The sequence below is a fragment of the Mycolicibacterium sichuanense genome, from assembly GCF_033741125.1.
Taxonomy (GTDB): domain Bacteria; phylum Actinomycetota; class Actinomycetes; order Mycobacteriales; family Mycobacteriaceae; genus Mycobacterium.
Genome location: NZ_JAWQPU010000004.1, coordinates 345,990 through 370,925 on the forward strand (window position 1 = coordinate 345,990; position 24,936 = coordinate 370,925).

A 24,936-nucleotide genomic window follows, 5' to 3' on the forward strand; every position below is an offset into this window, starting at 1 on the left:
CCCGCCCGATGTGGAAAATTCACAGTCCTGAACTCCCGTTTCCGGTTAGATTGGCCATCGCAGTGAGGTGCGGTGTGAATTTACAACAGGTTTGTGTTGAGCGTCCACATTTAGCCGAAGATGTCGCCGACGAGTTCGTCGTGACCGCCTCCGCTGCGGGTGACCTGCGGCACGCGACTCGTGCGGTGGCGTGGTGCGTGTGGTGGGATCAACGCCTATGGGAATCAAGGTGGCGCTGGAGCACCGCACCAGTTACACGTTCGACCGGCTCGTCAAGGTGTATCCACACGTCGTCCGGCTGCGCCCCGCCCCGCATTCGCGCACCCCGATCGAGGCGTACTCGCTGCAGGTCGAACCGGCCGATCACTTCATCAACTGGCAGCAGGATGCGTTCGGAAACTTCCTGGCCCGGTTGGTCTTCCCCAACCGCACGCGCGAACTGACCATCACCGTCGGGCTGATCGCCGACCTCAAGGTGATCAACCCGTTCGACTTCTTCATCGAGGAGTTCGCGGAGACCTGGCCCTTCGAGTACCCGACCGCGCTACTGGAGGACCTCAAGCCGTACCTGCGTCCGGTCGACGAGGACGGCGAGGGTTCTGGGCCAGGCGAACTCACCAAGGACTGGGTCAAGAACTTCTCGGTGCGCCCGGGCACCCGCACCATCGACTTCCTGGTCGCGCTCAACGGCGCGATCAACGCCGACGTCGGCTACAGCGTGCGCATGGAGCCCGGGGTGCAGACTCCCGATCACACGCTGCGGACCGCCATCGGCTCCTGTCGCGATTCGGCGTGGCTGCTGGTGTCGGTGCTGCGTGAACTCGGTCTGGCCGCCCGGTTCGTCTCCGGGTACCTCGTCCAGCTCACCTCGGACGTCAAGGCGCTAGACGGTCCGTCGGGACCCGTGGCCGACTTCACCGACCTTCACGCCTGGACCGAGGTCTACATCCCTGGCGCAGGCTGGATCGGTCTGGATCCGACGTCGGCGCTGTTCGCCGGCGAGGGCCACATTCCGCTGTCGGCAACGCCACATCCGTCCTCGGCCGCGCCGATCACCGGCGCCACCGAGCCATGCGAGACGACGCTGGACTTCTCCAACGTCGTCACCCGGGTGCACGAGGATCCCCGGGTCACCCTTCCCTACACGCCTGCCGCGTGGGATTCGATCTGCGCGCTCGGCGCACGCATCGACGATCGACTGGCCACTGGTGACGTCCGCCTGACGATGGGCGGCGAACCGACGTTCGTCTCGATCGACAATCAGGTCGACCCCGAGTGGACCACCGACGCGGACGGCCCGCACAAGCGGGAACGCGCCTCGGCGCTCGCGGCCCGACTGAAGGCGTGCTGGGCGCCCCAGGGACTGGTCCAGCGCAGCCAAGGCAAGTGGTACCCCGGAGAACCGTTGCCCCGCTGGCAGATCGGACTCTTCTGGCGCACCGACGGTCAGCCGCTGTGGCGCGACGAGTCGCTGCTGGCCGATCCGTGGAGCGACCGGCCCCGCGACGAGACCCCGGCCGATGCCGCCCGCGCCGTGCTGGAGGCGATCGCCGACAGCCTGAGCCTGCCCGCGACGCAGGTGCGGCCCGCCTACGAGGACCCGCTCAGCCGCCTGTCCCACGCCGTGCGCCAGCCGGCTGGTCATCCCGTGGCGGCCGACGAGGACCTGGCCGACGACTCACGGGACGCCCGGGTGCAGTTGTTGGCCCGACTCGAGGAATCCGTCACGGCCCCGGCGGCTTACGTACTGCCGCTGCATCGCCGCGACGACGACACGGGCTGGGCCAGCGCCGACTGGCGACTACGCCGCGGCAGGATCGTGCTGCTGGACGGCGACTCGCCGGCCGGCCTGCGGCTGCCGCTGGACGCGATCAGCTGGGAACCACCGCCCCCGTCCCACGACGCCGACCCCCTGGCCCAGCGGGGCGTCCTCGCCACGCAGGCCGAGCCCGACGAGGCCGAGGTCGAGGCGGCCGCCGGCGTGCCGATCACCGCGATGGTGGCCGAGGTGCGTGACGGCATCCTGTACGTCTTCCTGCCGCCCACCGAGGAACTCGAGCACTTCGTCGACGTCATCGCGCGCCTCGAGGCAGCCGCTGCCAAGGTCGGCTGCCCGCTGGTGGTGGAGGGTTACGGTCCGCCGCCGGACGCGCGGCTGACGTCGATGTCCGTCACGCCCGACCCGGGTGTGATCGAGGTCAACGTCGCGCCGACGGCCAGCTTCGCCGAGCAGCGCGCCCAGCTCGAAACCCTCTACGAACAAGCCAGACTCGCGCGATTGTCCACGGAGTCCTTCGACGTCGACGGCACCCACGGCGGCACCGGCGGCGGCAACCACATCACCCTCGGCGGCATCAGCCCCGCGGAATCGCCGATGTTGCGCCGGCCCGATCTGCTGGTATCGATGCTGACGTACTGGCAGCGGCACCCGTCGCTGTCCTACCTCTTCTCCGGGCGGTTCATCGGCACCACCTCGCAGGCACCTCGCGTCGACGAGGGGCGCACCGAGTCGCTCTACGAGCTGGAGATCGCGTTCGCCGAGATCGACCGACTGACACGCGGTTCCAGCACCGCCGAGCCGTGGGTGACCGACCGGGCGCTGCGGCACCTGTTGACCGACATCACCGGCAACACCCACCGTGCCGAGTTCTGCATCGACAAGCTCTACAGCCCCGACAGCGCGCGGGGCCGGTTGGGCCTGCTCGAGCTGCGTGGTTTCGAGATGCCACCGCACTTCCAGATGGCGATGGTGCAGTCGCTACTGGTCCGGTCGCTGGTCGCCTGGTTCTGGGACGAGCCGCTGCACGCCCCGCTCATCCGGCACGGTGAGAATCTGCACGGCCGGTACCTGCTGCCGCACTTCATCATCCAGGACATCGCCGGCGTGGCTGCCGATCTGCGGGCCCACGGAATCGCGTTCGACACCAGCTGGCTGGATCCCTTCACCGAGTTCCGCTTCCCCCGCGTCGGCACCGCGGTGTTCGACGGCGTGGAGATCGAACTGCGCGGCGCCATCGAACCGTGGAACGTCCTCGGCGAGGAGTCGACCGCCGGCGGCACGGCCCGCTACGTCGATTCCTCGGTGGAGCGCCTGCAGGTCCGGTTGATCGGCGCCGACCGGCACCGCTACGTCGTCACCGCCAACGGCCATCCGATCCCACTGCTCGCCACCGACGGACCCGACGTGCAGGTCGGTGGCGTCCGCTACCGGGCGTGGCAGCCGCCGAGCGCGCTGCATCCCACCATCACCGTCGACACCCCGCTGCGCTTCGAACTCATCGATACCGCAACCGGGACGTCGCGCGGCGGATGCACCTATCACGTCAGCCATCCCGGTGGCCGGTCCTACGACAACCCGCCCGTCAACGCCGTCGAGGCCGAGTCCCGTCGGAGCAGGCGCTTCGAGGCAACCGGATTCACCGCGGGTCGGGTCGACATGTCCGACGTTCGCGAGAAGCAGGCGCGTCAAGCCACCGACGTGGGCGCGCCGGGCATCCTGGATCTGCGCAGGGTGCGTACCGTTCTGCGTTGATGGTCCTACGCGCCAGCGGCCCGCCGGAGCCCATTCCCGCCTTCACCGACACCGGCTCGACCGACTCGACCGGTGCCGACGACCTATTGGCCCAGTACCGGGCTGCCCGCGCCCAGCAGCCGCTGTTCGACGTGCGGGGCGAGGCCAGTGCCGGGTACGACGAGTTCGTCGACGCGGCGGGCCACGTCCGGCCGGCGTGGCAGGAGCTCGCCGATTGCGTGCAGGAGCGGGGCAAGTTCGGCCTCGAGCGACTGCGTTCGGTGGTGCGCAGCCTCGTCGACAACGACGGCATCACCTTCGTGCAGGTCGACCGCCAGGAGGATGCGGTCACCACCGGCGACGGAACCCAGGTGCCCGGGCCGTGGCAACTGGACCCGCTGCCGCTGCTGGTCTCCACCACGGACTGGGACACTCTGGAACACGGTCTGGTGCAACGATCCCGGGTGCTCGACGCGGTGCTCACCGATCTCTACGGCGAACGCCGGTCGATCACCAGCGGGGTGCTGCCGCCGCAGCTGCTGTTCTCCCACCCCGGGTATCTGCGCGCCGCCCGTGGGATCGAGGTGCCGGGCCGCCATCAACTGTTCATGCACGGATGCGACATCAGCCGGGATGCCTCCGGCGAGTTCCTGGTCAACGCCGACTGGACGCAGGCCCCATCGGGTGCCGGTTACGCGCTGGCCGACCGCAGGGTGGTCGCGCACGCGTTCCCGGATCTGTACGAGCGAATCGGCCCGCGGCCCGCCTCGCCGTGGGCGCAGGCCCTGCGGCTGGCGCTGATCGATGCGGCCCCGGAGTCGGCCGAGGAACCCGTCGTGGTGGTGCTCAGCCCCGGCATCCACTCCGAGACGGCGTTCGACCAGGCGTACCTGGCCAGCGTGCTGGGTTTCCCCCTCGTCGAGAGCGCGGACCTGGTGGTCCGCGACGGCAAGGTGTGGATGCGTTCGCTCGGCACGCTCAAGCGGGTCGACGTGGTGTTCCGCCGGGTGGACGCCGCCTATGCCGACCCGCTCGACCTGCGGGCCGACTCACGGCTGGGCGTCGTGGGTCTGGTCGAGGTGCTGCGCCGCGGGGCCGTTTCGGTCGTCAACACCCTTGGCAGCGGCATCCTGGAAAGTCCCGGTGTGCAACGGTTCCTGCCGGAGCTGGGGGAGCTGCTGCTCGGTGAGACCCCGCAGCTGGCCGCCGCGCCCATGTACTGGGGCGGCATCGACGTCGAACGGTCGCATCTGCTGGCCCACCTGTGCACGCTGCTCATCCGTCCGGTCACGGGCGGCGAGCCCATCGTCGGCCCGGAGCTGTCGAGCGCCGAACGCGAGACGCTGGCCGCCCGCATCGGTGCCAGCCCCTGGCAGTGGGTGGGCCAGGAACTGCCGCAGTTCGCCTCGGCGCCAACCGCTCGTGGCCCCGCCGGGTTGTCACCCGGCAGCACGGGGATGCGACTGTTCACCGTCGCCCAGCGCGGCGGCTACGCGCCGATGGTCGGCGGTCTTGGGTATCTGCTGGACGCCGGCAACGCCGCCCATCGGATGAACACCACTGCCGCCAAGGACATCTGGGTGCGCACGCCGACCAGGGTCACCGCCGAGCGGACGCCGGCACCCGTGCCCGACCTGCCCGCCATCACCCCGAGCCCGACGCGCTCGGTCAGCTCGCCGCGCGTGCTGTCGGACATGTTCTGGCTGGGCCGCTACTCCGAACGCGCGGAGAGCATGGCCAGGCTGCTCAACGTCACCCGCGAGCGGTACCACGAATTCCGGTACCGCCAGGACATGCCGGGCAGCGAGTGCGTGCCCGTGCTGCTGGCAGCGCTCGGGCGCATCACCGGTACCGACACCGGGTCGGCGGGGGACGATGCCGAGATGATCGCGATCGCGCCGACGACGTTGTGGGCGCTGACCGCCGACCGCTTCCGGGCCGGGTCGCTGGCCCAGTCCGTCGAGCGGCTGGGGCTGGCGGCGCGCTCGGTGCGCGACCAGATGTCCAACGACACCTGGATGGTGCTGGCGGCGGTCGACCGGGCGGTCAGCCATCCGTCCGGGTCGCCGCCGGAGTCGCACGCCGAGGGCGAGGGGTACCTGGCGGCCGCGCACAGCCAGACGCTGGCCGGCATGCTGGCGCTGTCCGGGGTCGCCGCCGAATCGATGGTGCACGACGTCGGCTGGACGATGATGGACATCGGCAAGCGCATCGAGCGGGGCATCTGGTTGGCCGCCCTGATGCGCGCGACGCTCACCAACGTCCGTCGCCGGGGTGCCGAGCAGACCATCACCGAGTCGACGCTCGTGGCGTGCGAGTCGTCGGTGATGTACCGCCGTCGCACACTGGGCAAGGTGAGCGTGGCCGCGGTGGCCGACCTGATGCTCTTCGACGAGGAGAACCCGCGGTCGCTGGCGTATCAATTCGAGCGGCTGCGCGTGAATCTCAAGGCGCTGCCGTCGTCGTCGGGTTCCACCCGTCCCGAACGGCTCATCGAAGAGGTCGCGGCGCGGTTGCGCCGGCTCGACACCGACGACCTGGAGGTCGTGACCGACGGTCGTCGCGCCGAGTTGGACGGCCTGCTGTCGGGCATCCACGCCGACCTGCGCGAGCTGTCGCGGGTCATCACCGCCACCCACCTGTCCCTGCCGGGCGGGATGCAACCGCTCTGGGGTCCCGACGAGAGGCGGGTGGTGCCATGACCGACGCGCCACCCAGTCCGGGTGCGGGCACCAGGTCCTACGAGATCACCCACCGGACGACCTATCACTACTCCGACGACGTGACCAGTTCCTACGGTCGCGGCTTCCTCACCCCGCGGGACTCCGACAGGCAACGCTGCACGTCGCACGAGCTGGTGATCGACCCGGAGGCCGCCGACAGGTCCACCAGCCGGGACGGCTACGGAAACGTCAGCTCCTACTTCCACGTCACCGAGCGCCACCGCAACCTCACCATCACCAGCCACTCGATCGTCGAGGTCGACCCGCCACCGGCGAGCCTCTACGCCAGCGGATCGGCGCTGGCACCGTGGGAGATCGCCCGGCCGGTCGGCACCGACGGCGCGCTTGCCGTCGAGTTCACCCTGGATCTGCAGCAACCGGAGATCACCGACGACGTGCGGGCCTACGCCGCGCCCACCTTTCAACCCGAGCGTCCACTCATCGAGGTGCTGCGGGATCTGAACTCCCGCATCAACCGCGACTTCACCTACCGCTCGGGTTCCACGACGGTGTCCACCCAGGTGAGTGAGGTTTTGGCGGCAGGCGAGGGGGTATGTCAGGACTTCGCACGGCTCGCGATCGCGTGCCTGCGCGCCAACGGTCTGGCCGCCAGCTACGTTTCGGGGTATCTGGCGACCGACCCACCTCCTGGAAGGGAACGCATGGTCGGGATCGACGCGACGCACGCCTGGGCATCGGTGTGGACGCCGCAAAGTCAATGGTTGGGTTTCGACCCCACCAACGATCAACTCGTCGACGAGCGTTACGTCGTGGTCGGTTTCGGCCGCGACTACGCCGACGTCCCCCCACTGCGCGGCATCATCTACACCGACTCGGAGAGCAGCAAGATCGAGGTGTCCGTCGACGTCGCCCCCCTGTCCGGAGGCGTGGTCCATGCGTGACTTCATCTGCCCCAACTGCGGCCAACACCTTGCGTTCGAGAACTCGGTGTGCCTGAACTGCAAGAGCAAACTGGGCTTCTCACTCGACGACATGGCCTTCCTGGTCATCGCGACCGGCGCGGAGAGCGAGCACGGTGGTGCCGTCGACGCCAGCGAGTATCAGCTGTGCGCGAATCTGCATGCAGCGGAGTGCAATTGGCTGGTGAAGGTGGCTCCGCAACGGCAGCTGTGCACGTCGTGCGCGCTGACCCGGATCCGTCCCAACGACGCAGACAAGCCCGCGATGGCGGCCTTCGCGGTCGCCGAGATGGCCAAGCGTCGGCTCATCGTCGAGCTCGTCGACCTCAAGCTGCCGATCGTCGGACGCAACGAGGACCCCAACTACGGCTTGGCCTTCGACCTGCTGTCCAGCGAGTTCGAAAAGGTCTTCACCGGCCACGAGAACGGTGTCATCACACTGGATCTGGCCGAGGGTGACGACGTGCATCGCGAGCAGCTGCGGGTCGCGATGGACGAGCCCTACCGCACCCTGCTCGGGCACTTCCGGCACGAGATCGGGCACTACTACTACTACCGGCTGGTCGGCGCCGACCCCAAGTACCAGGAGCGGGCGCGCGAACTGTTCGGCGACGCCGAGGCCGACTACCAGGCGGCCCTCGACCGGCACTACAGCGATGGCGCACCCCCCGGCTGGGAGCGTGATTACGTGTCGTCCTACGCCACGATGCACCCCGCCGAGGACTGGGCCGAGACCTTCGCGCACTACCTGCACATCCGGGACACGCTCGATACCGCCGCCGCCTTCAGCTTTGCCCCTGCATCGGCCACCTTCGAGCGAAGGAACCTGGGGCCCAGTGGGTTCGATTCCATCATCGACATGTGGCTGCCTCTGGCGTGGGCGCTGAACATGGTCAACCGGTCGATGGGCCACGACGACCTGTACCCCTTCGTGCTGCCGATGAAGGTGCTGGAGAAGATGCGTTTCATCCACACCGTCATCGACGAGGTGACCTCGGATCCGGAGAAGCTCGCGGCCGCCAGCGGCACGGTGTAGCCAGACCGTGCCTACCGTCTGACCGACCCGCGGTCGGGCAGGCTGCCAGCCGAGTCGAGGCCGACTGCTCGTGCTTGACCTGTGGCAAACCTTGGAGCACGATCACGCGCATGATCGGTTGGTACGGCGTCCGCGTCGGCGTCGCCCTGGTGATCGGAGCCGCCGTGCTCGGTGTCGGCGGCTGCGGCAAGGTGATCGACGCCGACAGCGCGCAGAAGTCGGTCACCGACTTCGTGAAGCAGAAGACGAAGTTCACCCCGAACGACGTCCGATGCCCGTCGGGCACCGATGCCAAGGTCGGCGTCGAATTCGACTGCACCTTCACCGGACCCGACGGCAACTACGTCGCGCACCTGAAGATCACCAAGGTCGACGGTTCCGACGTGCTCTACGACATCGAGACCAAGCTCGCCTAGCTCCCGTCCAGCGCGGCGATCCAGGGATGACCGGGATGTACTCTGCTCAGCCAGTCCCGTAGCCGGGCCGTCGCGAAACGATCCATGACTCCCATCCTCGCGCGTCACCCGGCGGTGTCGTGGTCACCGATCGGTCACGGACCCGGCGCGGCGCCGCACCGAGCGTGCCGGTCTTCCTAGGCTCGCTCGGGTGAAGGATCGATATGGCTCCGACGTCCTGGCCCGAAACCCGCACGCCGCCAAGCGCGTGCGGTCCACCGAGATGCCGGCCGACATCGGTCTGGTCGTAGAGGACGTCCAGACCGGCTACGTCGGCGCGATCGCCCGCGTCGAGTACGGCCGGATGGAACTGGAGGACTTCGACGGGCATCGGCGGCCGTTCCCGGTCGGCCCCGGATACCTGGTCGACGGCAAGCCGGTGATCCTCACTCCGCCGAAGGCCAAGGGCCCCACGGCACCGACGCGGACGGCGTCGGGATCGGTGGCCGTCGCCGGAACCCGGGCACGGACGGCGTTGGCCAGCCGCATCTACGTCGAGGGCCGCCACGACGCCGAACTGGTCGAACAGGTCTGGGGCGCCGATCTGCGGATCGAGGGCGTCGTGGTCGAATACCTGGGCGGCGTCGACGATCTCGCAGCCATCGTCGAGGACTTCGCCCCCGGTCCCAAACGCCGGCTCGGCGTCCTGGTCGACCACCTGGTCACCGGCTCGAAGGAGGCGCGCATCGCCGATGCGGTGTCCCGCGGCCCCGGCGGCAAGCACACCCTGGTGGTCGGGCACCCGTACGTCGACGTTTGGCAGGCGGTCAAGCCCGAACGCCTCGGCCTGAAGCAGTGGCCGGTGATCCCGCGCAACGTGGAATGGAAGCACGGCATCTGCGAGGCCCTCGGCTGGCCGCACGCCGACCAAGCCGACATCGCAACGGCCTGGCGTCGGATTCGGGGCAGGGTGCGTGACTGGAACGACCTCGAGCCGGCGTTGATCGGGCGCGTCGAGGAACTCATCGACTTCGTCACGACCGGCTGAGCGGCGCGGCATCGGGAGATTTCGGCGTTCGTGGTGGACGCGGACACGTCGATGCGTCATCATCCGTGGCATGTCAGTGCCTCCGCCGCCTGGATCGGATCCGTCGTACCCGCCGCCGCCCGGTCACGACCCCTCGCTGCCTCCTCCCATCGACGGCTACGCAAACGGTCATGCAAACGGGTACGGGTACGGCGCGCCGCCCCCACCGCCGCCAGGCCAGTACGGCGCACCCCCGCCCTACGGTGGCGGCTACCCCCCGCCGTATCCCGGCGGGTACCAGGCTGGCCCCTTCGGCGTCGACGCCTACGGCCGGCCGCTGTCGGACAAGAGCAAGCTCGTGGCGGGCTTGCTGCAGCTGTTCCTCGGCACGTTGGGAATCGGTCGCTTCTACCTGGGCTACACCGGGCTTGGCGTCGCGATGCTGCTGTTGTCCTGGCTGACCTGCGGCATCTGGCCGCTGATCGACGCCATCCTGATCTTGCTCGGCAAGGTGCCCGATTCGGAGGGCCGCACGCTGCGCGAGTGACCGCGAGCGCGCGCCGGTGACGTGGTAAGCCTGTGTCGTGGCCGATGGTCTGTTCGACGTGGCTGGAGATCCAGGTGACGGGGAGGGCATTCCCGGTGGCGGCCCGTCGTCGCCGCTGGCGGTGCGGATGCGTCCCACCGGCCTCGACGAAGTGGTCGGCCAGGATCATCTGTTGCGCGACGGTTCGCCGCTGCGGCGACTCGTCGACGGCTCGGGCGCGGCGTCGGTCATCCTCTACGGGCCGCCCGGCACCGGCAAGACCACCCTGGCATCGCTGATCTCGCAGGCCACGGGCCGTCGCTTCGAGGCGCTGTCGGCCCTATCGGCCGGCGTGAAGGACGTCCGCGCCGTCATCGACGTGGCCCGCCGCGCCGCAGTGCACGGCAAGCAGACCGTGCTGTTCATCGACGAGGTGCATCGGTTCTCCAAGACGCAGCAGGATGCCCTACTGGCCGCCGTCGAGAACCGCGTCGTGCTGCTGGTCGCGGCCACGACGGAGAACCCGTCCTTCTCGGTCGTCGCCCCGCTGCTGTCCCGGTCGCTGATCCTGCAGTTGCAACCCCTCGGTGCCGACGCAGTGCGGGCGGTCGTGGAGCGGGCCATCGCCGACCCGCGTGGACTGGACGGGTCGGTATCGGTGGATCCGGACGCCGTCGAGCTGCTGGTTAGGCTCGCCGCCGGTGACGCCCGCCGCGCGCTGACTGCACTCGAGGTGGCCGCCGAGGCGGGCGATCACGTGACCGTCGACGTCATCGAACAGTCCCTGGACAAGGCCGCGGTGCGTTACGACCGCGACGGCGACCAGCACTACGACGTCGTGAGCGCCTTCATAAAGTCGGTGCGCGGATCCGACGTCGACGCGGCGCTGCACTACCTGGCCCGGATGTTGACCGCGGGGGAGGACCCCCGCTTCATCGCGCGGCGGCTGAGCATCCTCGCCAGCGAGGACATCGGAATGGCCGACCCGACGTCGCTTCTGGTGGCCGTAGCCGCCGCGCAGACCGTGCAGCTGATCGGCATGCCGGAGGCGCAGCTCACCCTCGCGCACGCCACCGTGCACCTGGCCACGGCGCCGAAGTCGAATGCCGTCACTACGGCACTGGCCGCGGCGATGGGGGACATCAGGGCGGGCAAGGCCGGGTTGGTGCCACCGCACCTGCGCGACGGGCACTACTCCGGGGCCGCGGCGCTGGGCAATGCCCAGGGGTATTCCTACCCGCATGACGACCCGGATGGCATTGTGCCGCAACAGTATGCCCCCGACGAGCTGGTGGGTGCGGACTACTACCGGCCGACGACGCACGGCGCCGAGCGGGAGATCGCCGGCCGTCTCGACAAGCTCCGAGCGATCCTGCGTCGGCGGCGTTAGCCCAGAAAGCGCTCGGGGCTGCGATTCTCGTCGAATCGCAGCCCCGAGTGCATTCTCGGTGTCTAGCGGCGCAGGGCACCCGTGCGCCGGCGACCCATCACGCCGGCGACCAGGGCCACGCCGACGGCGGCGACGATGACCTGGACGAGCAACTCCATCCAGTCGATGCCGCTGGTGGCGGTGGGGATGCCGAGCTGGCGGGCCAGCCAGGTGCCGATCAGCGCCGACACGATGCCGACGAGGATCGTGACGAGCAGGCCGATGGGCTGCTTGCCCGGGAGGACGAGCCGGCCGAGGAGGCCGATGATCGCGCCGATGACGATCGCGGTGATGATGCCCGTGGGAGTCATTTCATGTCACTTTCATTCGAGGAGTGAGGTGAAGACGCAATACCCCGTCGTGCCAAGGAAATAAACGTCGACGTAGATATGCCGACCGGACGTAATCTCGGTTGCGTGAAGACCGAGCTGATCGCCGTGGATACCGCCCGACACCGTACGGTGGACCTCACCGACGCGGTCCGCGAGTTCTGTGCCTCCCGCGGCGACGGCTTGTGCAACGTCTTCGTGCCGCACGCCACCGCGGGCGTGGCCATCCTCGAGACCGGCGCCGGCTCGGACGCCGACCTGGTCGACGCGCTGGAACGGCTGCTGCCGCGCGACGATCGCTATCGCCACGCCCACGGTTCGCCGGGGCATGGCGCCGATCACGTATTGCCGGGCATCGTGTCGCCGTCGGTGACCATTCCGGTGGCGGCTGGTGAGCCGCTACTGGGCACCTGGCAGAGCGTCGTGCTGGTCGACCTAAACAGGGACAACCCGCGCCGGTCGGTGCGGTTGAGCTTCGTCGGCGGCTGACGCCACGCCCTGCCGGGGTGATCTTGCAGGGCGATCGGGACGGGCCGGTACTGTTGTGCGGTCGCGACGACACTCGTCACACCATTGATTCGTAGATCCGTGGCCCGAATAGTTAAGGACAGCAGCACGTGCAGACACACGAGATCAGGAAGCGCTTCCTCGATCACTTCGTGAACGCGGGCCACACCGAGGTGCCGAGCGCGTCGGTCATCCTCGACGATCCCAATCTGTTGTTCGTCAACGCTGGCATGGTGCAGTTCGTGCCCTACTTCCTCGGACAGCAGAAGCCGCCGTGGGACCGGGCGACCAGCGTGCAGAAGTGCATCCGCACCCCCGACATCGACGAAGTCGGCATCACCACTCGGCACAACACCTTCTTCCAGATGGCCGGCAACTTCTCGTTCGGCGATTACTTCAAGAAGGGCGCCATCGAGTTCGCCTGGACCCTGCTGACCAACCCGCAGGATCAGGGTGGTTACGGTTTCGATCCCGAAAGACTTTGGGCGACGGTCTATCTCGACGACGACGAGGCGATCTCACTGTGGCAGGAGGTCGCCGGGTTGCCGCCCGAGCGCATCCAGCGTCGCGGCATGGCCGACAACTACTGGTCGATGGGCATCCCCGGCCCAAGCGGTCCGTCCTCGGAGATCTACTACGACCGTGGGCCCGAATACGGCGTCGACGGTGGTCCCGAGGCCAACGAGGACCGCTACATCGAGATCTGGAATCTCGTCTTCATGCAGAACGAGCGGGGCGAGGGCACCGGCAAGGCCGACTTCGAGATCCTCGGCCCGCTGCCCCGCCAGAACATCGACACCGGCATGGGCGTCGAGCGGGTCGCGTGCCTGCTGCAGGGCGTGGACAACGTCTACGAGACCGACCTGGTGCGGCCGGTCATCGACCTGGTCGCCGGCATCGCGCCGCGGGGGTACGGCGCTGGCAACCACGACGACGACGTCCGCTACCGCATCATCGCCGACCACAGCCGCACCGCGGCGATCATCATCGGCGATGGTGTCAGCCCCGGCAACGACGGCCGCGGGTACGTGTTGCGCCGGTTGCTGCGCCGCGTCATCCGCTCGGCCAAGCTGCTCGGCATCGACACGCCGATCGTCGGCGAACTGATGGCGTGCGTCCGCGACGCGATGGGCCCGTCGTACCCCGACCTGGTCACCGACTTCGAGCGGATCAACCGCATCGCGGTGGCCGAGGAGACCGCGTTCAACCGGACGCTCGCGTCGGGTTCGCGGCTGTTCGAGGATGCAGCCAACGCCACCAGGGCATCCGGGGTGTCGGTGCTGTCGGGTACCGACGCATTCACGCTGCACGACACCTACGGTTTTCCGATCGAGCTGACCTTGGAGATGGCCGCGGAGTCCGGTCTCACCGTGGACGAGGAGGGCTTCCGCGGCCTGATGGCCGAGCAGCGGCAGCGCGCCAAGGCCGACGCGGCTGCCCGCAAGCACGCCCATGCCGACCTGTCGGCGTACCGCGAGCTGGTCGACGCCGGGGCGACCGAGTTCACCGGCTTCGACGAATTGACCTCCGAGGCGCGGATTCTCGGCATCTTCGTCGATGGCAAGCGGGTTCCCGTCGTTGCCCACGAAGGGATGGCCGCCGAGCGCGTCGAGCTGGTGCTCGACCGCACCCCGCTGTACGCCGAGTCCGGCGGTCAGATCGCCGACGTCGGCGCCATCACCGGCACGGGATCCAGCGGTGCCGCCAAGGCCGCCGTCACCGACGTGCAGAAGATCGCCAAGACACTGTTCGTGCACCGCGTCACCGTCGAGTCCGGTGAGTTCGTGGAGGGCGACATCGTGGTCGCCGCCGTCGATCCGCAGTGGCGCCGGGGTGCCACCCAGGGCCACTCGGGCACCCACATGGTGCACGCCGCGCTGCGACAGGTGCTGGGACCCAATGCCGTTCAGGCCGGATCGTTGAACCGCCCCGGCTACCTGCGCTTCGACTTCAATTGGCAGGGTGCGCTCACCGACGAGCAGCGCGAGCAGATCGAGGTGGTCACCAACGAGGCCGTCGAGGCCGACTACGCGGTCAACACCATGTACACCAAGCTCGAGAAGGCCAAGGCCATGGGTGCGATGGCGCTGTTCGGCGAGGCCTACCCCGAGGACGTCAGGCTGGTCGAGATCGGCGGACCGTTCTCGCTGGAGCTGTGTGGTGGTACGCACGTGCACAACTCGGCGCAGATCGGTCCGGTGACCATCCTCGGCGAGTCCTCGGTTGGTTCGGGCGTCCGCCGCGTCGAGGCCTACGTCGGACTCGACTCGTTCAAGTACCTGGCCAAGGAACGCGCTCTGATGGCCGGTCTGGCGTCGTCGCTGAAGGTGCCGTCCGAAGAGGTGCCCGCCCGAGTGGCCAACCTCGTCGAACGCCTCAAGGCAGCCGAGAAGGAACTCGACAGGGCCCGGCTCGCCAACGCCCGCGCGGCGGCGGCGAACGCGGCCGCGGGCGCCGAGCTGGTGGGTAGGGTCCGTGTCGTGGCGCAGCGGATGGCCGGTGGCATCTCGGCGGGGGATCTGCGCAGCCTCGTCGGCGACGTCAAGGGCAAGCTCGGCTCGGAGCCGGGAGTCGTGGCGCTGATCGCCGAGGGCGACGGCGGAACGGTGCCGTTCGTGGTGTCGGTGAATCCGGCCGCACAGGATCTCGGCTTGAGCGCGAACGACCTGGTGAAAGTGCTGGCTGGGCCCGTCGACGGCCGCGGGGGCGGCAAGGCCGACCTGGCCCAGGGATCGGGCACCACACCGTCGGGCATCGACGCGGCGCTCATGGCGTTGCTCGCCGAGATTGCCAGGAGTTGACCCGGTTGACCGACTCCGAGGACCGTCAGCCGGACCGGCCGGGCGGTGACGATCCCGGTCGCGGTCGACGGCTCGGAGTCGACGTCGGGACCGTCCGGATCGGAGTCGCGACCAGCGACCCCGACGGCATCCTCGCCACACCGGTCGAGACGGTGCCGAGAGACCGCAGAGACGTCAGGGGCAAGCACATTCGCCGGCTGGCGCAGCTCGCCGACGAGTACGCAGTCGTCGAGGTCGTCGTCGGACTGCCCCGGACCCTGGCTGATCGCACCGGGCCCTCCGCGCTGGACGCCATCGCGGTTGCCGACGCCCTCTCGGCGCGGATCGCGCCCGTTCCCGTGCGGCTCTCCGACGAGCGGCTAACGACGGTGTCGGCGCAGCGGTCACTGCGCGAGGCGGGCATCCGCGCCAAGGGGCAACGCTCGATGATCGACCAGGCGGCCGCCGTCGGCATCCTGCAGACCTGGCTGGACCAGCGGCGGGCCGCGTTGGCCACGGCGGGCGGAGACGAGGAGCACGTGAACACCAGCGGACGCGAGGAGCACGTGAATACCAGCGGAGCGGCCGATGGCTGAGGACTGGGGTCGTGAGCGCACCGAGCCCGAAGCGGTTGGCCGGCCACGCCGGACCATGAGCCGCACGCAACGCGCTCGCGCCAGGCGCAACCGTCGCCGCCGCCGCAACATCACCATCATGTCGGTGCTGGCATTGGTCGTCGTGCTCGTCGGGGCCGTCTTCCTCGGCTCGCGCATGTGGCACGGGATGTTCGGCAACACCAGCGACTACGAGGGCGACGGCGTCAAGGACGTCGTCGTGCAGGTCCGCAGCGGCGACTCCACCACCGCGATCGGCAAGACCCTTGTCGACGGTGGCGTGGTGGCCACCTCCCAGGCCTTCGTCGACGCGGCGGCCGGCAACGCGGCGATCTCCTCGATCCAGCCCGGCTTCTACAAGGTGCGCACCGAGATCCCCGCGGCCAACGCGGTGTCCCGGCTCGCCGACCCGCAGAACCGCGTCGGCAAGCTCGTCATTCCCGAGGGCCGCCAGCTCGACGACGTCGCCGACGTCAAGACCAACGTCGTGACGAAGGGCATCTTCTCGCTCGTCGCCGACGCCACCTGCGTCGACCTCGACGGCCAGCGCACGTGCGGGGTCACCGCCGACGACCTGAAGAAGGCCGCGGGAGCGGCGGACCCAGCGGCGCTGGCGATTCCGTCATGGGCGGCCGATCCCGTCAAGGCACTCGGCAACGACCACCGGCGGCTCGAGGGGCTCATCGCCCCCGGTACCTGGAACGTCGACCCGTCGGCGCCGGCGCCGGACATCCTGGCCACGCTGATCACCGCCAGCGCCCGGCAGTACGAACAGGACGGGCTGCTGCAGGCCGGCAACGCCGAGAACCTGTCGCCCTACCAGATCCTGGTGGTCGCCTCGCTGGTGCAGCGGGAATCCAAGCCGCAGGACTTCGCGAAGGTTGCCAGGGTGATCTACAACCGGTTGGTCGCTCCCGATCACCGCCGGCTGGAGTTCGACTCGACGGTCAACTACTCGCTGGACCGTCAGGAGGTCGCGACCACCGACGCCGACCGGGCCAGGGTCACGCCGTGGAACACCTATGCGCGCGACGGGCTGCCCGTCACGCCGATCTGCTCGCCGGGCCAGCCGGCGCTCGCGGCCGCCGAGGGCCCGGAGCCGGGTGACTGGCTGTACTTCGTCACCGTCGACATGCAGGGCACCACGCTGTTCACCCGCGACTACCAGCAACACCTGGCCAACATCGACCTGGCCCGACAAAACGGTGTGCTCGACAGCGCACGATGACGCCCCGCCGCGCGGCGGTCCTCGGTTCGCCCATCGCCCACTCCAGGTCCCCGCAGCTGCATCTCGCGGCCTACCGCGCCCTCGGGCTGGCTGACTGGACCTACGAGCGCATCGAGTGCACGGCCGAGGAACTGCCGGCGCTCGTCGGCGGACTCGGCCCGGAGTGGGTTGGACTCTCGGTCACGATGCCGGGCAAGTTCGCGGCGTTGCGCTTCGCCGACGAACGGACCGCGCGCGCCGAACTCCTCGGCTCGGCCAACACGCTCGTCAGGACGGCGTCGGGGTGGCGTGCCGACAACACCGACGTCGACGGCGTCGCGGGTGCACTCGCGGACGTGTGCGGTGGCGCCGGTTCGGCCGTCGTCCTCGGGGCGGGTGGGACGGCTCCCGCGGCCGTCGCCGGACTCGTCCAGCTCGGGGTGCACACGCTGCGGGTGGTCGCGCGCAGTCGCGAGAAGGCGGCCGTCCTGCTCGACCTCGGCACCCGGCTCGGCGCCGACACCCGGTGGGTCGAACTGGGCACCCCGGTGACCGGGGCCGACGTGGTCGTGAACACCATCCCGGCCGACGTCGCCGCGCAATACGCCGACACCGTGACGACCGCGCCGGTGCTGCTCGATGCGATCTACGACCCGTGGCCGACTCCGCTGGCGGCGGCGTTCACCGCCGCGGGCGGCCGCGTCGTCAGCGGACTGCAGATGCTGCTGAATCAGGCCTACGCCCAGGTCGAGCAGTTCACCGGAATGCCTGCGCCGAAAGAGGCGATGATCGCCGCCCTGTCTGGGCCCTAGGCTCTATCCGTGGGGGTGGGCGTGACGCTGGGGCTGGTCGCCGCCGCGACGTGGGCGACCGCCCTGTCGGTCTACGACGTGCTTCACCAGCGGCTGCCGAACGCACTGACGCTGCCGGGTGCGGCGGTCGTGCTCGGCGTCGCGACAGTCGCCGGGCGGGGTGCGGCCGCATTGCTCGGAGCGTTCGCGCTGGCGGCGCTCTACCTGGTGGTTCACCTGGTCGCTCCCGCCTCGATGGGGGCCGGTGACGTCAAGCTGGCACTCGGGCTCGGCGGCCTCACCGGAGCGTTCGGGGCCGACGCGTGGGTGCTGGCGGCGGTGGCTGCCCCGGTGCTGACGGCGCTTGCCGGCGTCGTCGTGTTGCGCGCGCGGGGGACGGTGCCGCACGGCCCGTCGATGTGCGTGGCTGCTCTCGGTGCGGTCGCCCTGGTCGCCCTCTAGCACTACCGTGTGAGCCCCGGGAAGGGGATCGCTCACCATGTCACCGCGGGCCGCCGGGAGGTGGTGGCGCAGCCCGCCGTGACGGATTACGTCAGGCCGCAGGCGTCATGGGAAGATGGGCCGCGTGTTGCGATGGACCACAGCTGGTGAATCACACGGCCGCGCGTTGGTGGCGATGGTCGAGGGGATGGTGGCCGGTGTCGAGGTCACCTCTGCCGACATCGCCGCCCAGTTGAGGCGCCGCCGGCTCGGCTACGGGCGCGGGGCCAGGATGAAGTTCGAGGCCGACGAGGTGACCGTGTTGGCCGGGGTGCGTCACGGCGTGACCCTCGGCGGTCCGATCGCCATCGAGATCGGCAATACCGAATGGCCCAAGTGGGAGACCGTGATGGCGGCCGACCCGGTGTCGCAAACCGATCTGGACGGGGCCCGCAACGCTCCGCTGACCCGACCCCGGCCCGGACACGCCGACTACGCGGGCATGCTCAAGTACGGCTTCGACGACGCCCGACCGGTGCTCGAGCGCGCCAGCGCCCGCGAGACCGCTGCCCGCGTCGCCGCCGGCACCATCGCCAGGGAGTTCCTGCGCCAGGCGCTCGGCGTCGAGGTGCTCTCGCACGTCGTCTCGATCGGCGCGTCCAAGCCCTACGACGGACCACCGCCGCGGCCGCAGGATCTGGCCCGCATCGATGACAGCCCGGTCCGCGCGTTCGACGAGACGGCCGAGCAGGCCATGATCGCCGAGATCGAGGCAGCCAAGAAGGACGGTGACACGCTCGGCGGCATCGTCGAGGTCGTCGTCGAGGGCCTCCCGATCGGCCTCGGATCGTTCACCAGCGGTGACAACCGTCTCGACAGCCAACTCGCCGCCGCGGTCATGGGCATCCAGGCCATCAAGGGCGTCGAGATCGGCGACGGCTTCGAGACCGCGCGCCGCCGCGGCAGCGTCGCGCACGACGAGATCTACCCCGGTCCCGACGGCGTGCTGCGCTCGACGAATCGCGCGGGCGGGCTCGAAGGTGGGATGACCAACGGCCAGACGCTGCGGGTCCGGGCCGCGATGAAGCCCATCTCGACGGTGCCGAGGGCACTGGCCACGGTCGACATGTCCACCGGGGAAGAGGCCGTCGCGATCCACCAGCGATCGGACGTGTGCGCGGTGCCCGCCGCGGGCGTGGTCGTCGAGACCATGGTGGCCCTGGTGCTCGCGCGCGCGGCGCTGGAGAAGTTCGGCGGCGACTCGCTGGCCGAGACCACGTCCAACGTCGCGAGCTACCTCGCGGCGGTGCGCACGCGGGAGCCGTCCCAGATCACCGAGGCGTCGGGCTGATGGCGCCAAGGGCCGTGCTGGTGGGCATGCCCGGATCGGGCAAGTCCACCATCGGCCGCCGCCTGGCGAAGGCGCTGGACGTACCGCTGCTGGACACCGACGCCAAGATCGTCGAGACCGCCGGCCGCAGCATCGCCGAGATCTTCGTCGAGGGCGAGCCGGAGTTCCGCCGCATCGAGGCCGACGTGGTGCGGGCCGCGCTGGCCGAACACGAGGGCGTGGTATCACTCGGCGGGGGCGCGATCACCACGCCGGAAGTCCGCGAGGCGTTGGCCGGGCACACCGTCATCTATCTGGAAATCAGTGCGGCCGAAGGCATTCGGCGCACCTCCGGAGGTGCGACCCGGCCGCTGCTGGCCGGCGGCGACCCGGGGGAGCGGTTCCGCGAGCTGATGACCCAGCGGGTCCCGCTCTACCGCGAGGTCGCGACGATGCGGATCAACACCAACCGCCGCAATCCCGGGGCGGTCGTGCGCACCATCGTGCACCGGCTGGAGAACGCCGGCACCGACCGTCAGCAGGCGCGGCGACGTCGCCGCCCGGCCTGGCGCAGGCTGCCCACCGTCCTGAACCCAGCACCCACCACAGAGGCGCCACCGAGTCCCGCGGCGCTGGCCCGAAAGGCAGAGGCGCGCAATGACTGAACCCGTGACCGTCGAGGTGCTCGTCGATCGGCCCTACCCGGTCGTCATCGGCACCGGGCTGCTCGACGATCTGGGCCGGGTGCTCGACGGTCGGCACCGGGTCGCCATCCTGCACCAGCCCGTTCTCAACCAGACCGCCGAGTCGATTCGAAGCCACCTGGCGGACAAGGGAATCGACGCGCACCGCATCGAGATCCCGGACGCCGAGGCAGGCAAGGAGCTGCCCGTCGTCGGCTTCATCTGGGATGTGTTGGGCCGCATCGGCATCGGTCGCCAGGATGCGATCGTCAGCCTTGGCGGTGGCGCGGCCACCGACGTCGCCGGTTTCGCGGCGGCCACCTGGTTGCGCGGGGTCGACGTCGTGCACGTGCCGACGACGCTGCTCGGCATGGTCGACGCCGCGGTCGGTGGCAAGACCGGCATCAACACCGACGCGGGCAAGAACCTCGTCGGCGCGTTTCACCAGCCGTTGGCCGTGCTGGTCGACCTGGCCACGCTGGAGAGCCTGCCGCGCAACGAGATCGTCGCGGGCATGGCCGAGATCGTGAAGGCCGGATTCATCGCCGACCCGGTGATCCTGGACATGATCGAGGCCGATCCCGAAGCCGCGCTCGACCCGTCCGGACCCGTGCTGCCGGAACTGATCCGGCGCGCCGTGGTGGTCAAGGCCGAAGTCGTCGCCGCCGACGAGAAGGAGTCGCAGCTGCGCGAGATCCTCAACTACGGGCACACCCTGGCGCATGCGATCGAGCGCCGGGAACGCTACCGCTGGCGTCACGGTGCCGCCGTGTCGGTGGGATTGGTGTTCGCCGCGGAGCTCGGCCGGTTGGCGGGTCGGCTCGACGACGAGACGGCCGACCGGCACCGCGCGGTGCTCACGGCGCTCGGCCTGCCCGTGACCTACGACGCCGACGCGCTGCCGCAGCTGCTGGAGTACATGGCCGGTGACAAGAAGACGCGTTCGGGGATCCTGCGATTCGTGGTGCTCGACGGTCTCGCCAAGCCGGGGCGTCTCGAGGGCCCGGACCCTGCGCTGCTGGTCGCGGCCTATTCCGAGATCGGAGTCAGATGACGATCAACGTGTTCAACGGCCCCAACCTCGGCAGGCTCGGCAAACGCCAGCCCGAGGTGTACGGCAGCACCACCCACGACGACCTGGTCGCGCTCATCGAGCGCGAGGCCGACGAACTCGGGCTGGAGGTCGTGGTGCGCCAAACCGACAGCGAGGCCGAGCTGCTGGGCTGGGTGCACGATGCCGCCGACGCCAAGGAACCCGTCGTGCTCAATGCCGGCGCGCTGACCCACACGTCGGTGGCGCTACGGGACGCCTGTGCCGAACTGACCGCACCGCTGATCGAGGTGCACATCTCGAATGTCCACCGCCGCGAGGAGTTTCGCCATCACTCGTACCTGAGCGGCGTCGCGACGGGCGTGATCGTCGGGCTCGGCGTGCAGGGTTATCTGGCGGCGCTGCGCTACCTGGCCAGCCTGGACTGAAGCCAGCCTGGACTAGGGCCGCTTCTCGGACTCGATGGTCTCTGCCTCCGAGCCGACGCCCGCCGGGACCGCGGCAGTGTCGTGCTCTTCGTCGCGGACGGCTTCGAACACGTCGGTGTCGGCCCGGTCGTCCTCGTGACCCTTGCGCTGGATCGGGGGAGCCTTGCGGTCGACGAGCCCGCGGCCCAGGGACACGCCAGCGATGGCGAAGACGAACATCAGCAGCGCCGTGAACGCGGCGAAGGTGGTCACCTCGTTCAGCAGGCCCTGGGCGTAGAGGTTCTCGTAGAACAGCGAGATGAACCAAGCGACGAAGCCGCTGACGATGCCGGCGAACAGGCCGCCCAGCAGCCAGGTCATTGCCAGGTCGCCGCGGCGGTCCGGATCGGGGTTGGCCCGTGCGTCGGCCCGGCCGTCCGTCATGCCCCAGACGAACGCCGCAATGGCGAACACCGCGACCAGCACGACGCTGATCACCAGCGCCTGGCCCTCCCAGACACTGATGAGTGCGCCCTGAAGCAACCGGACGACGACCATCAGCGTCGCGAACACCAATCCGCGCAGCAACCACTTGCTCATGAGGGCACAGCGTAGCGAGTACCGTCAGGCGCTGTGACGATTTCCCAGCGCAGGGCGCGCCTCCGTCGCAGACTCGCCGCCGCCGAGCTCGACGCGATGCTGGTGACCGACCTGGTCAACGTGCGTTATCTGGCCGGATTCACCGGGTCCAACGCCGCGTTGCTGATCCGCGTCGACGACGAAATCCCGGTCCTGGCGACCGACGGCCGGTACCGGACGCAGGCGGCGCAGGAGTCTCCCGACGCCGAGATCGTCATCGAGCGAGCGTGCGGCCCCCACCTGGCGGCCGCTGCGGCCCAGGCCGGTGTCCGACGGCTCGGCTTCGAGAGCCACGTCGTCACCGTGGACGGTCACGCCCTGTTGGTCGAGGCGGCCGACGGGGTCGAGCTCGTCAGGGCGGCCGGCGCGGTCGAGGCGCTGCGCGAGGTCAAGGACGCCGGGGAGATCGCGCTGCTGCGGTTGGCCTGCGAGGCCGCCGACGCCGCACTGGCCGACCTGGTGGCTGCCGGCGGGCTGCGGCCGGGCCGGACCGAACGCGAGGTCGGTCGCGACCTGGAGGCACGGATGCTCGACCACGGCGCCGACGGAGTGTCCTTCGAGACCATCGTGGCCGCCGGTGCGAACTCGGCGATCCCGCACCACCGGCCGACCGACGCGGTGCTCGCCGCCGGCGACTTCGTCAAGCTCGACTTCGGCGCGCTCGTCGCGGGGTACCACTCGGACATGACGCGCACGTTCGTGCTGTCCCCGGTGGCCCAGTGGCAGCGCGACCTGTACGGCCTGGTCGCCACCGCCCAGCGGGTCGGCAGGCAGGCGCTGGCCCCCGGGGTCTCGCTGTCCGGGGTGGATCGGGCATCGCGCCAGGTGATCGCCGACGCGGGCTTCGCCGAGAACTTCGGACACGGCCTCGGCCACGGGGTCGGGCTTCAGATCCACGAAGCGCCGGGAATCAGCGCGTCGTCCGCCGGTACACTGCTTGCTGGCTCCGCGGTCACCGTGGAGCCCGGTGTCTATCTGCCCGGCCGTGGCGGTGTCCGCATCGAGGACACCCTGGTCGTGGGCAGTGATGATGCACCCACACCCGAGTTGCTGACCCGGTTCCCCAAGGAACTGGCGATTCTCTAAAGAGGCTAGGAGTAGTACCGCCGTGGCATCGACCGCCGACTTCAAGAATGGGCTCGTCCTGCAGATCGATGGCCAGCTGTGGCAGATCACCGAGTTCCAGCACGTCAAGCCGGGCAAGGGCCCCGCGTTCGTGCGTACCAAGCTCAAGAACGTGCTGTCCGGCAAGGTCGTCGACAAGACCTACAACGCGGGCGTGAAGGTCGAGACCGCCACCGTGGACCGCCGCGACGCCACCTACCTGTACCGCGACGGCGCCGATTTCGTGTTCATGGACTCCGAGGACTACGAGCAGCACCCCCTGCCCGAGACGCTGGTCGGCAACAACGCCAACTACCTGCTCGAGAGCATGCCGGTGCAGATCGCCTTCCACGACGGGGCGCCGCTCTACCTGGAACTGCCGGTGTCGGTCGAGCTGCTCGTCGCGAACACCGAGCCCGGCCTGCAGGGCGATCGCTCCAGCGCGGGCACCAAGCCGGCCACCATGGAGACCGGCGCCGAGATCCAGGTGCCGCTGTTCATCAACACCGGTGACAAGCTCAAGGTCGACACGCGCGACGGAAGCTATCTGGGCCGAGTGAATGCCTAGTCTCGACGAGCTACGCACCGCGGAGCGTCGGGATGCCTGACCGGCGCGGTCCGGATCGTGGTCGCCACCAGGCCCGCAAGCGAGCCGTCGACCTGCTGTTCGAAGCCGAGGCCCGCGGCCTGACCCCGGCCGAGATCGCCGATGGCCGGACGAGTATGGCCCAGGGCGATTCCGAGATGTCCAGCCTGAACCCCTACACGGTGACGGTCGCGCGGGGCGTCACCGAGCACGCCGCTCACGTCGACGATCTCATCTCGGCGCATCTGCAGGGCTGGACCCTGGAACGGTTGCCCGCCGTCGACAGGGCCGTGCTGCGGGTCGCGGTATGGGAGCTGCTGTATGCCGACGACGTGCCCGAACCGGTGGCCGTCGACGAGGCCGTCGAGCTGGCCAAGAGCCTGTCCACCGACGAATCGCCGGCGTTCGTCAATGGAGTGCTCGGTCAGGTGATGCTGGTGACGCCGCAGATTCGCGCCGCCGCGGCGGCCGTGCGGGTCGACCCCGAGGGTTCCTGAACCCGAGCAACGGTTCTGGACCACTGCACATCCGGTCCACATCGGGGGCAAAGGTCTGCCGCGTTGACTGGTCTCATGACACGCGAGACCACTTCCACCACACGCGAGACCGCCACCGCGGCAGCCGATGTCGTCGTCGTGCTCGACGGTGACACCGACGCCGGCCATCGGCTGGCTCGCACCCTGCTGGCCGACGGGCGCCGCGTGGCGGTGATCGGTCACCATGCCGCCAGCCTGGTGCGCAGCATGCACGGCTACCCCGCCGAGCGGGTGCTCGCCATCGCGGGTGACGTCGGCGACCAACGGAATTGGGCTCGGATCGTGGAGCGGGTGACCGAACGGTTCGGCCGCATCGACCGCGTGGTCCGTGCCGAGGACGCCGCGTTGCGGGCCTCGGCCTGAG

At 69.5% G+C, this 24,936-nt stretch carries 24 protein-coding genes; 22 read left to right on the plus strand and 2 right to left on the minus strand.

Going from position 1 to position 24,936, the window contains the following annotated elements; genetic code table 11:
* The first annotated feature begins 217 nt into the window (after positions 1-217).
* The 8 genes from SBI80_RS15010 (at position 218) to SBI80_RS15045 (ending at position 11,528) form a co-directional block, all read left to right on the plus strand.
* A complete protein-coding gene (locus SBI80_RS15010; protein WP_318975571.1) occupies positions 218-3,532 on the plus strand; it encodes a transglutaminase family protein in 3,315 nt (1,104 codons plus the stop codon).
* Entirely contained in the window at positions 3,532-6,213 is a 2,682-nt protein-coding gene (locus tag SBI80_RS15015) for a circularly permuted type 2 ATP-grasp protein (RefSeq protein ID WP_318975774.1), read from the plus strand. Before SBI80_RS15010 ends, SBI80_RS15015 begins: the two co-directional genes overlap by 1 nt.
* The gene (locus SBI80_RS15020; protein ID WP_318975572.1) at positions 6,210-7,136 is read left to right on the plus strand and encodes a transglutaminase family protein; all 927 of its coding nucleotides are present in this window, start codon (positions 6,210-6,212) and stop codon (positions 7,134-7,136) included. Before SBI80_RS15015 ends, SBI80_RS15020 begins: the two co-directional genes overlap by 4 nt.
* Positions 7,129-8,190 carry a zinc-binding metallopeptidase family protein gene (locus SBI80_RS15025; protein ID WP_318975573.1) on the plus strand — a complete coding sequence of 354 codons (1,062 nt, stop codon included), beginning with the start codon at positions 7,129-7,131 and terminating at the stop codon, positions 8,188-8,190. Before SBI80_RS15020 ends, SBI80_RS15025 begins: the two co-directional genes overlap by 8 nt.
* A gap of 110 nt (positions 8,191-8,300) precedes the next feature.
* Complete coding sequence (locus SBI80_RS15030) at positions 8,301-8,606, plus strand: DUF4333 domain-containing protein (RefSeq protein ID WP_318975574.1); 306 nt, start codon at positions 8,301-8,303, stop codon at positions 8,604-8,606.
* A 190-nt stretch (positions 8,607-8,796) separates the two neighbouring features.
* Positions 8,797-9,633, plus strand: a complete 837-nt coding sequence (locus SBI80_RS15035; protein WP_318975575.1) for a DUF3097 domain-containing protein — start codon at positions 8,797-8,799, stop codon at positions 9,631-9,633.
* A gap of 70 nt (positions 9,634-9,703) precedes the next feature.
* Positions 9,704-10,159 carry a TM2 domain-containing protein gene (locus tag SBI80_RS15040; protein WP_318975576.1) on the plus strand — a complete coding sequence of 152 codons (456 nt, stop codon included), beginning with the start codon at positions 9,704-9,706 and terminating at the stop codon, positions 10,157-10,159.
* A gap of 37 nt (positions 10,160-10,196) precedes the next feature.
* On the plus strand, positions 10,197-11,528 hold the full coding sequence (locus tag SBI80_RS15045) for a replication-associated recombination protein A (protein ID WP_318975577.1): 1,332 nt from the start codon (positions 10,197-10,199) through the stop codon (positions 11,526-11,528).
* A gap of 62 nt (positions 11,529-11,590) precedes the next feature.
* Here SBI80_RS15045 and SBI80_RS15050 read toward each other — a convergent pair whose 3' ends face one another.
* On the minus strand, positions 11,591-11,878 hold the full coding sequence (locus SBI80_RS15050; RefSeq protein ID WP_318975578.1) for a GlsB/YeaQ/YmgE family stress response membrane protein: 288 nt from the start codon (positions 11,876-11,878) through the stop codon (positions 11,591-11,593).
* Between the two features lie 78 nt (positions 11,879-11,956).
* Between SBI80_RS15050 and SBI80_RS15055 the strand changes: the two genes are divergently transcribed.
* The 10 genes from SBI80_RS15055 to aroQ all read left to right on the plus strand — a co-directional run bounded on the left by SBI80_RS15055 (position 11,957) and on the right by aroQ (position 21,728).
* Entirely contained in the window at positions 11,957-12,385 is a 429-nt protein-coding gene (locus SBI80_RS15055; RefSeq protein WP_413232725.1) for a secondary thiamine-phosphate synthase enzyme YjbQ, read from the plus strand.
* A 128-nt stretch (positions 12,386-12,513) separates the two neighbouring features.
* On the plus strand, positions 12,514-15,204 hold the full coding sequence (alaS, locus tag SBI80_RS15060; protein ID WP_318975580.1) for an alanine--tRNA ligase: 2,691 nt from the start codon (positions 12,514-12,516) through the stop codon (positions 15,202-15,204).
* Between the two features lie 5 nt (positions 15,205-15,209).
* A complete protein-coding gene (gene ruvX / locus SBI80_RS15065; protein ID WP_318975581.1) occupies positions 15,210-15,779 on the plus strand; it encodes a Holliday junction resolvase RuvX in 570 nt (189 codons plus the stop codon).
* A complete protein-coding gene (locus tag SBI80_RS15070) occupies positions 15,772-17,025 on the plus strand; it encodes an endolytic transglycosylase MltG (protein ID WP_318975582.1) in 1,254 nt (417 codons plus the stop codon). Before ruvX ends, SBI80_RS15070 begins: the two co-directional genes overlap by 8 nt.
* Complete coding sequence (locus tag SBI80_RS15075; protein ID WP_318975583.1) at positions 17,022-17,816, plus strand: shikimate dehydrogenase; 795 nt, start codon at positions 17,022-17,024, stop codon at positions 17,814-17,816. Before SBI80_RS15070 ends, SBI80_RS15075 begins: the two co-directional genes overlap by 4 nt.
* A gap of 33 nt (positions 17,817-17,849) precedes the next feature.
* A complete protein-coding gene (locus SBI80_RS15080; protein WP_318975775.1) occupies positions 17,850-18,257 on the plus strand; it encodes a prepilin peptidase in 408 nt (135 codons plus the stop codon).
* 124 nt (positions 18,258-18,381) lie between these two features.
* The gene (aroC, locus tag SBI80_RS15085; RefSeq protein WP_318975584.1) at positions 18,382-19,587 is read left to right on the plus strand and encodes a chorismate synthase; all 1,206 of its coding nucleotides are present in this window, start codon (positions 18,382-18,384) and stop codon (positions 19,585-19,587) included.
* The gene (locus SBI80_RS15090; protein ID WP_318975585.1) at positions 19,587-20,231 is read left to right on the plus strand and encodes a shikimate kinase; all 645 of its coding nucleotides are present in this window, start codon (positions 19,587-19,589) and stop codon (positions 20,229-20,231) included. The genes aroC and SBI80_RS15090 overlap by 1 nt, the downstream gene beginning before the upstream one ends.
* Positions 20,224-21,303, plus strand: coding sequence for a 3-dehydroquinate synthase (gene aroB / locus SBI80_RS15095; RefSeq protein ID WP_318975586.1), 1,080 nt, complete (start codon positions 20,224-20,226; stop codon positions 21,301-21,303). The genes SBI80_RS15090 and aroB overlap by 8 nt, the downstream gene beginning before the upstream one ends.
* Complete coding sequence (aroQ, locus tag SBI80_RS15100; RefSeq protein ID WP_318975587.1) at positions 21,300-21,728, plus strand: type II 3-dehydroquinate dehydratase; 429 nt, start codon at positions 21,300-21,302, stop codon at positions 21,726-21,728. The genes aroB and aroQ overlap by 4 nt, the downstream gene beginning before the upstream one ends.
* 12 nt (positions 21,729-21,740) lie before the next feature.
* Here the strand turns inward: aroQ and SBI80_RS15105 are convergent, their stop codons facing one another.
* The gene (locus tag SBI80_RS15105) at positions 21,741-22,307 is read right to left on the minus strand and encodes a B-4DMT family transporter (protein WP_318975588.1); all 567 of its coding nucleotides are present in this window, start codon (positions 22,305-22,307) and stop codon (positions 21,741-21,743) included.
* 33 nt (positions 22,308-22,340) lie between these two features.
* Between SBI80_RS15105 and SBI80_RS15110 the strand changes: the two genes are divergently transcribed.
* The 4 genes from SBI80_RS15110 to SBI80_RS15125 all read left to right on the plus strand — a co-directional run bounded on the left by SBI80_RS15110 (position 22,341) and on the right by SBI80_RS15125 (position 24,935).
* A complete protein-coding gene (locus SBI80_RS15110; RefSeq protein WP_318975589.1) occupies positions 22,341-23,432 on the plus strand; it encodes an aminopeptidase P family protein in 1,092 nt (363 codons plus the stop codon).
* A 22-nt stretch (positions 23,433-23,454) separates the two neighbouring features.
* The gene (efp, locus tag SBI80_RS15115) at positions 23,455-24,018 is read left to right on the plus strand and encodes an elongation factor P (protein WP_318975590.1); all 564 of its coding nucleotides are present in this window, start codon (positions 23,455-23,457) and stop codon (positions 24,016-24,018) included.
* Between the two features lie 32 nt (positions 24,019-24,050).
* Positions 24,051-24,533 carry a transcription antitermination factor NusB gene (gene nusB / locus SBI80_RS15120; protein ID WP_318975591.1) on the plus strand — a complete coding sequence of 161 codons (483 nt, stop codon included), beginning with the start codon at positions 24,051-24,053 and terminating at the stop codon, positions 24,531-24,533.
* A gap of 75 nt (positions 24,534-24,608) precedes the next feature.
* Positions 24,609-24,935 carry an SDR family NAD(P)-dependent oxidoreductase gene (locus SBI80_RS15125; protein ID WP_318975592.1) on the plus strand — a complete coding sequence of 109 codons (327 nt, stop codon included), beginning with the start codon at positions 24,609-24,611 and terminating at the stop codon, positions 24,933-24,935.
* Position 24,936: the final 1 nt, after the last annotated feature.

Coding starts and splice junctions, on each gene's coding strand:
- SBI80_RS15010 (WP_318975571.1), top strand. CDS start 218: ATGGGAATCAAGGTGGCGCTGGAGCACCGCACCAGTTACACGTTCGAC.
- SBI80_RS15015 (WP_318975774.1), top strand. CDS start 3,532: ATGGTCCTACGCGCCAGCGGCCCGCCGGAGCCCATTCCCGCCTTCACC.
- SBI80_RS15020 (WP_318975572.1), top strand. CDS start 6,210: ATGACCGACGCGCCACCCAGTCCGGGTGCGGGCACCAGGTCCTACGAG.
- SBI80_RS15025 (WP_318975573.1), top strand. CDS start 7,129: ATGCGTGACTTCATCTGCCCCAACTGCGGCCAACACCTTGCGTTCGAG.
- SBI80_RS15030 (WP_318975574.1), top strand. CDS start 8,301: ATGATCGGTTGGTACGGCGTCCGCGTCGGCGTCGCCCTGGTGATCGGA.
- SBI80_RS15040 (WP_318975576.1), top strand. CDS start 9,704: ATGTCAGTGCCTCCGCCGCCTGGATCGGATCCGTCGTACCCGCCGCCG.
- SBI80_RS15050 (WP_318975578.1), bottom strand. CDS start 11,878: ATGACTCCCACGGGCATCATCACCGCGATCGTCATCGGCGCGATCATC.
- SBI80_RS15055 (WP_413232725.1), top strand. CDS start 11,957: ATGCCGACCGGACGTAATCTCGGTTGCGTGAAGACCGAGCTGATCGCC.
- SBI80_RS15070 (WP_318975582.1), top strand. CDS start 15,772: ATGGCTGAGGACTGGGGTCGTGAGCGCACCGAGCCCGAAGCGGTTGGC.
- SBI80_RS15075 (WP_318975583.1), top strand. CDS start 17,022: ATGACGCCCCGCCGCGCGGCGGTCCTCGGTTCGCCCATCGCCCACTCC.
- SBI80_RS15090 (WP_318975585.1), top strand. CDS start 19,587: ATGGCGCCAAGGGCCGTGCTGGTGGGCATGCCCGGATCGGGCAAGTCC.
- aroB (WP_318975586.1), top strand. CDS start 20,224: ATGACTGAACCCGTGACCGTCGAGGTGCTCGTCGATCGGCCCTACCCG.
- aroQ (WP_318975587.1), top strand. CDS start 21,300: ATGACGATCAACGTGTTCAACGGCCCCAACCTCGGCAGGCTCGGCAAA.
- SBI80_RS15105 (WP_318975588.1), bottom strand. CDS start 22,307: ATGAGCAAGTGGTTGCTGCGCGGATTGGTGTTCGCGACGCTGATGGTC.
- nusB (WP_318975591.1), top strand. CDS start 24,051: ATGCCTGACCGGCGCGGTCCGGATCGTGGTCGCCACCAGGCCCGCAAG.
- SBI80_RS15125 (WP_318975592.1), top strand. CDS start 24,609: ATGACACGCGAGACCACTTCCACCACACGCGAGACCGCCACCGCGGCA.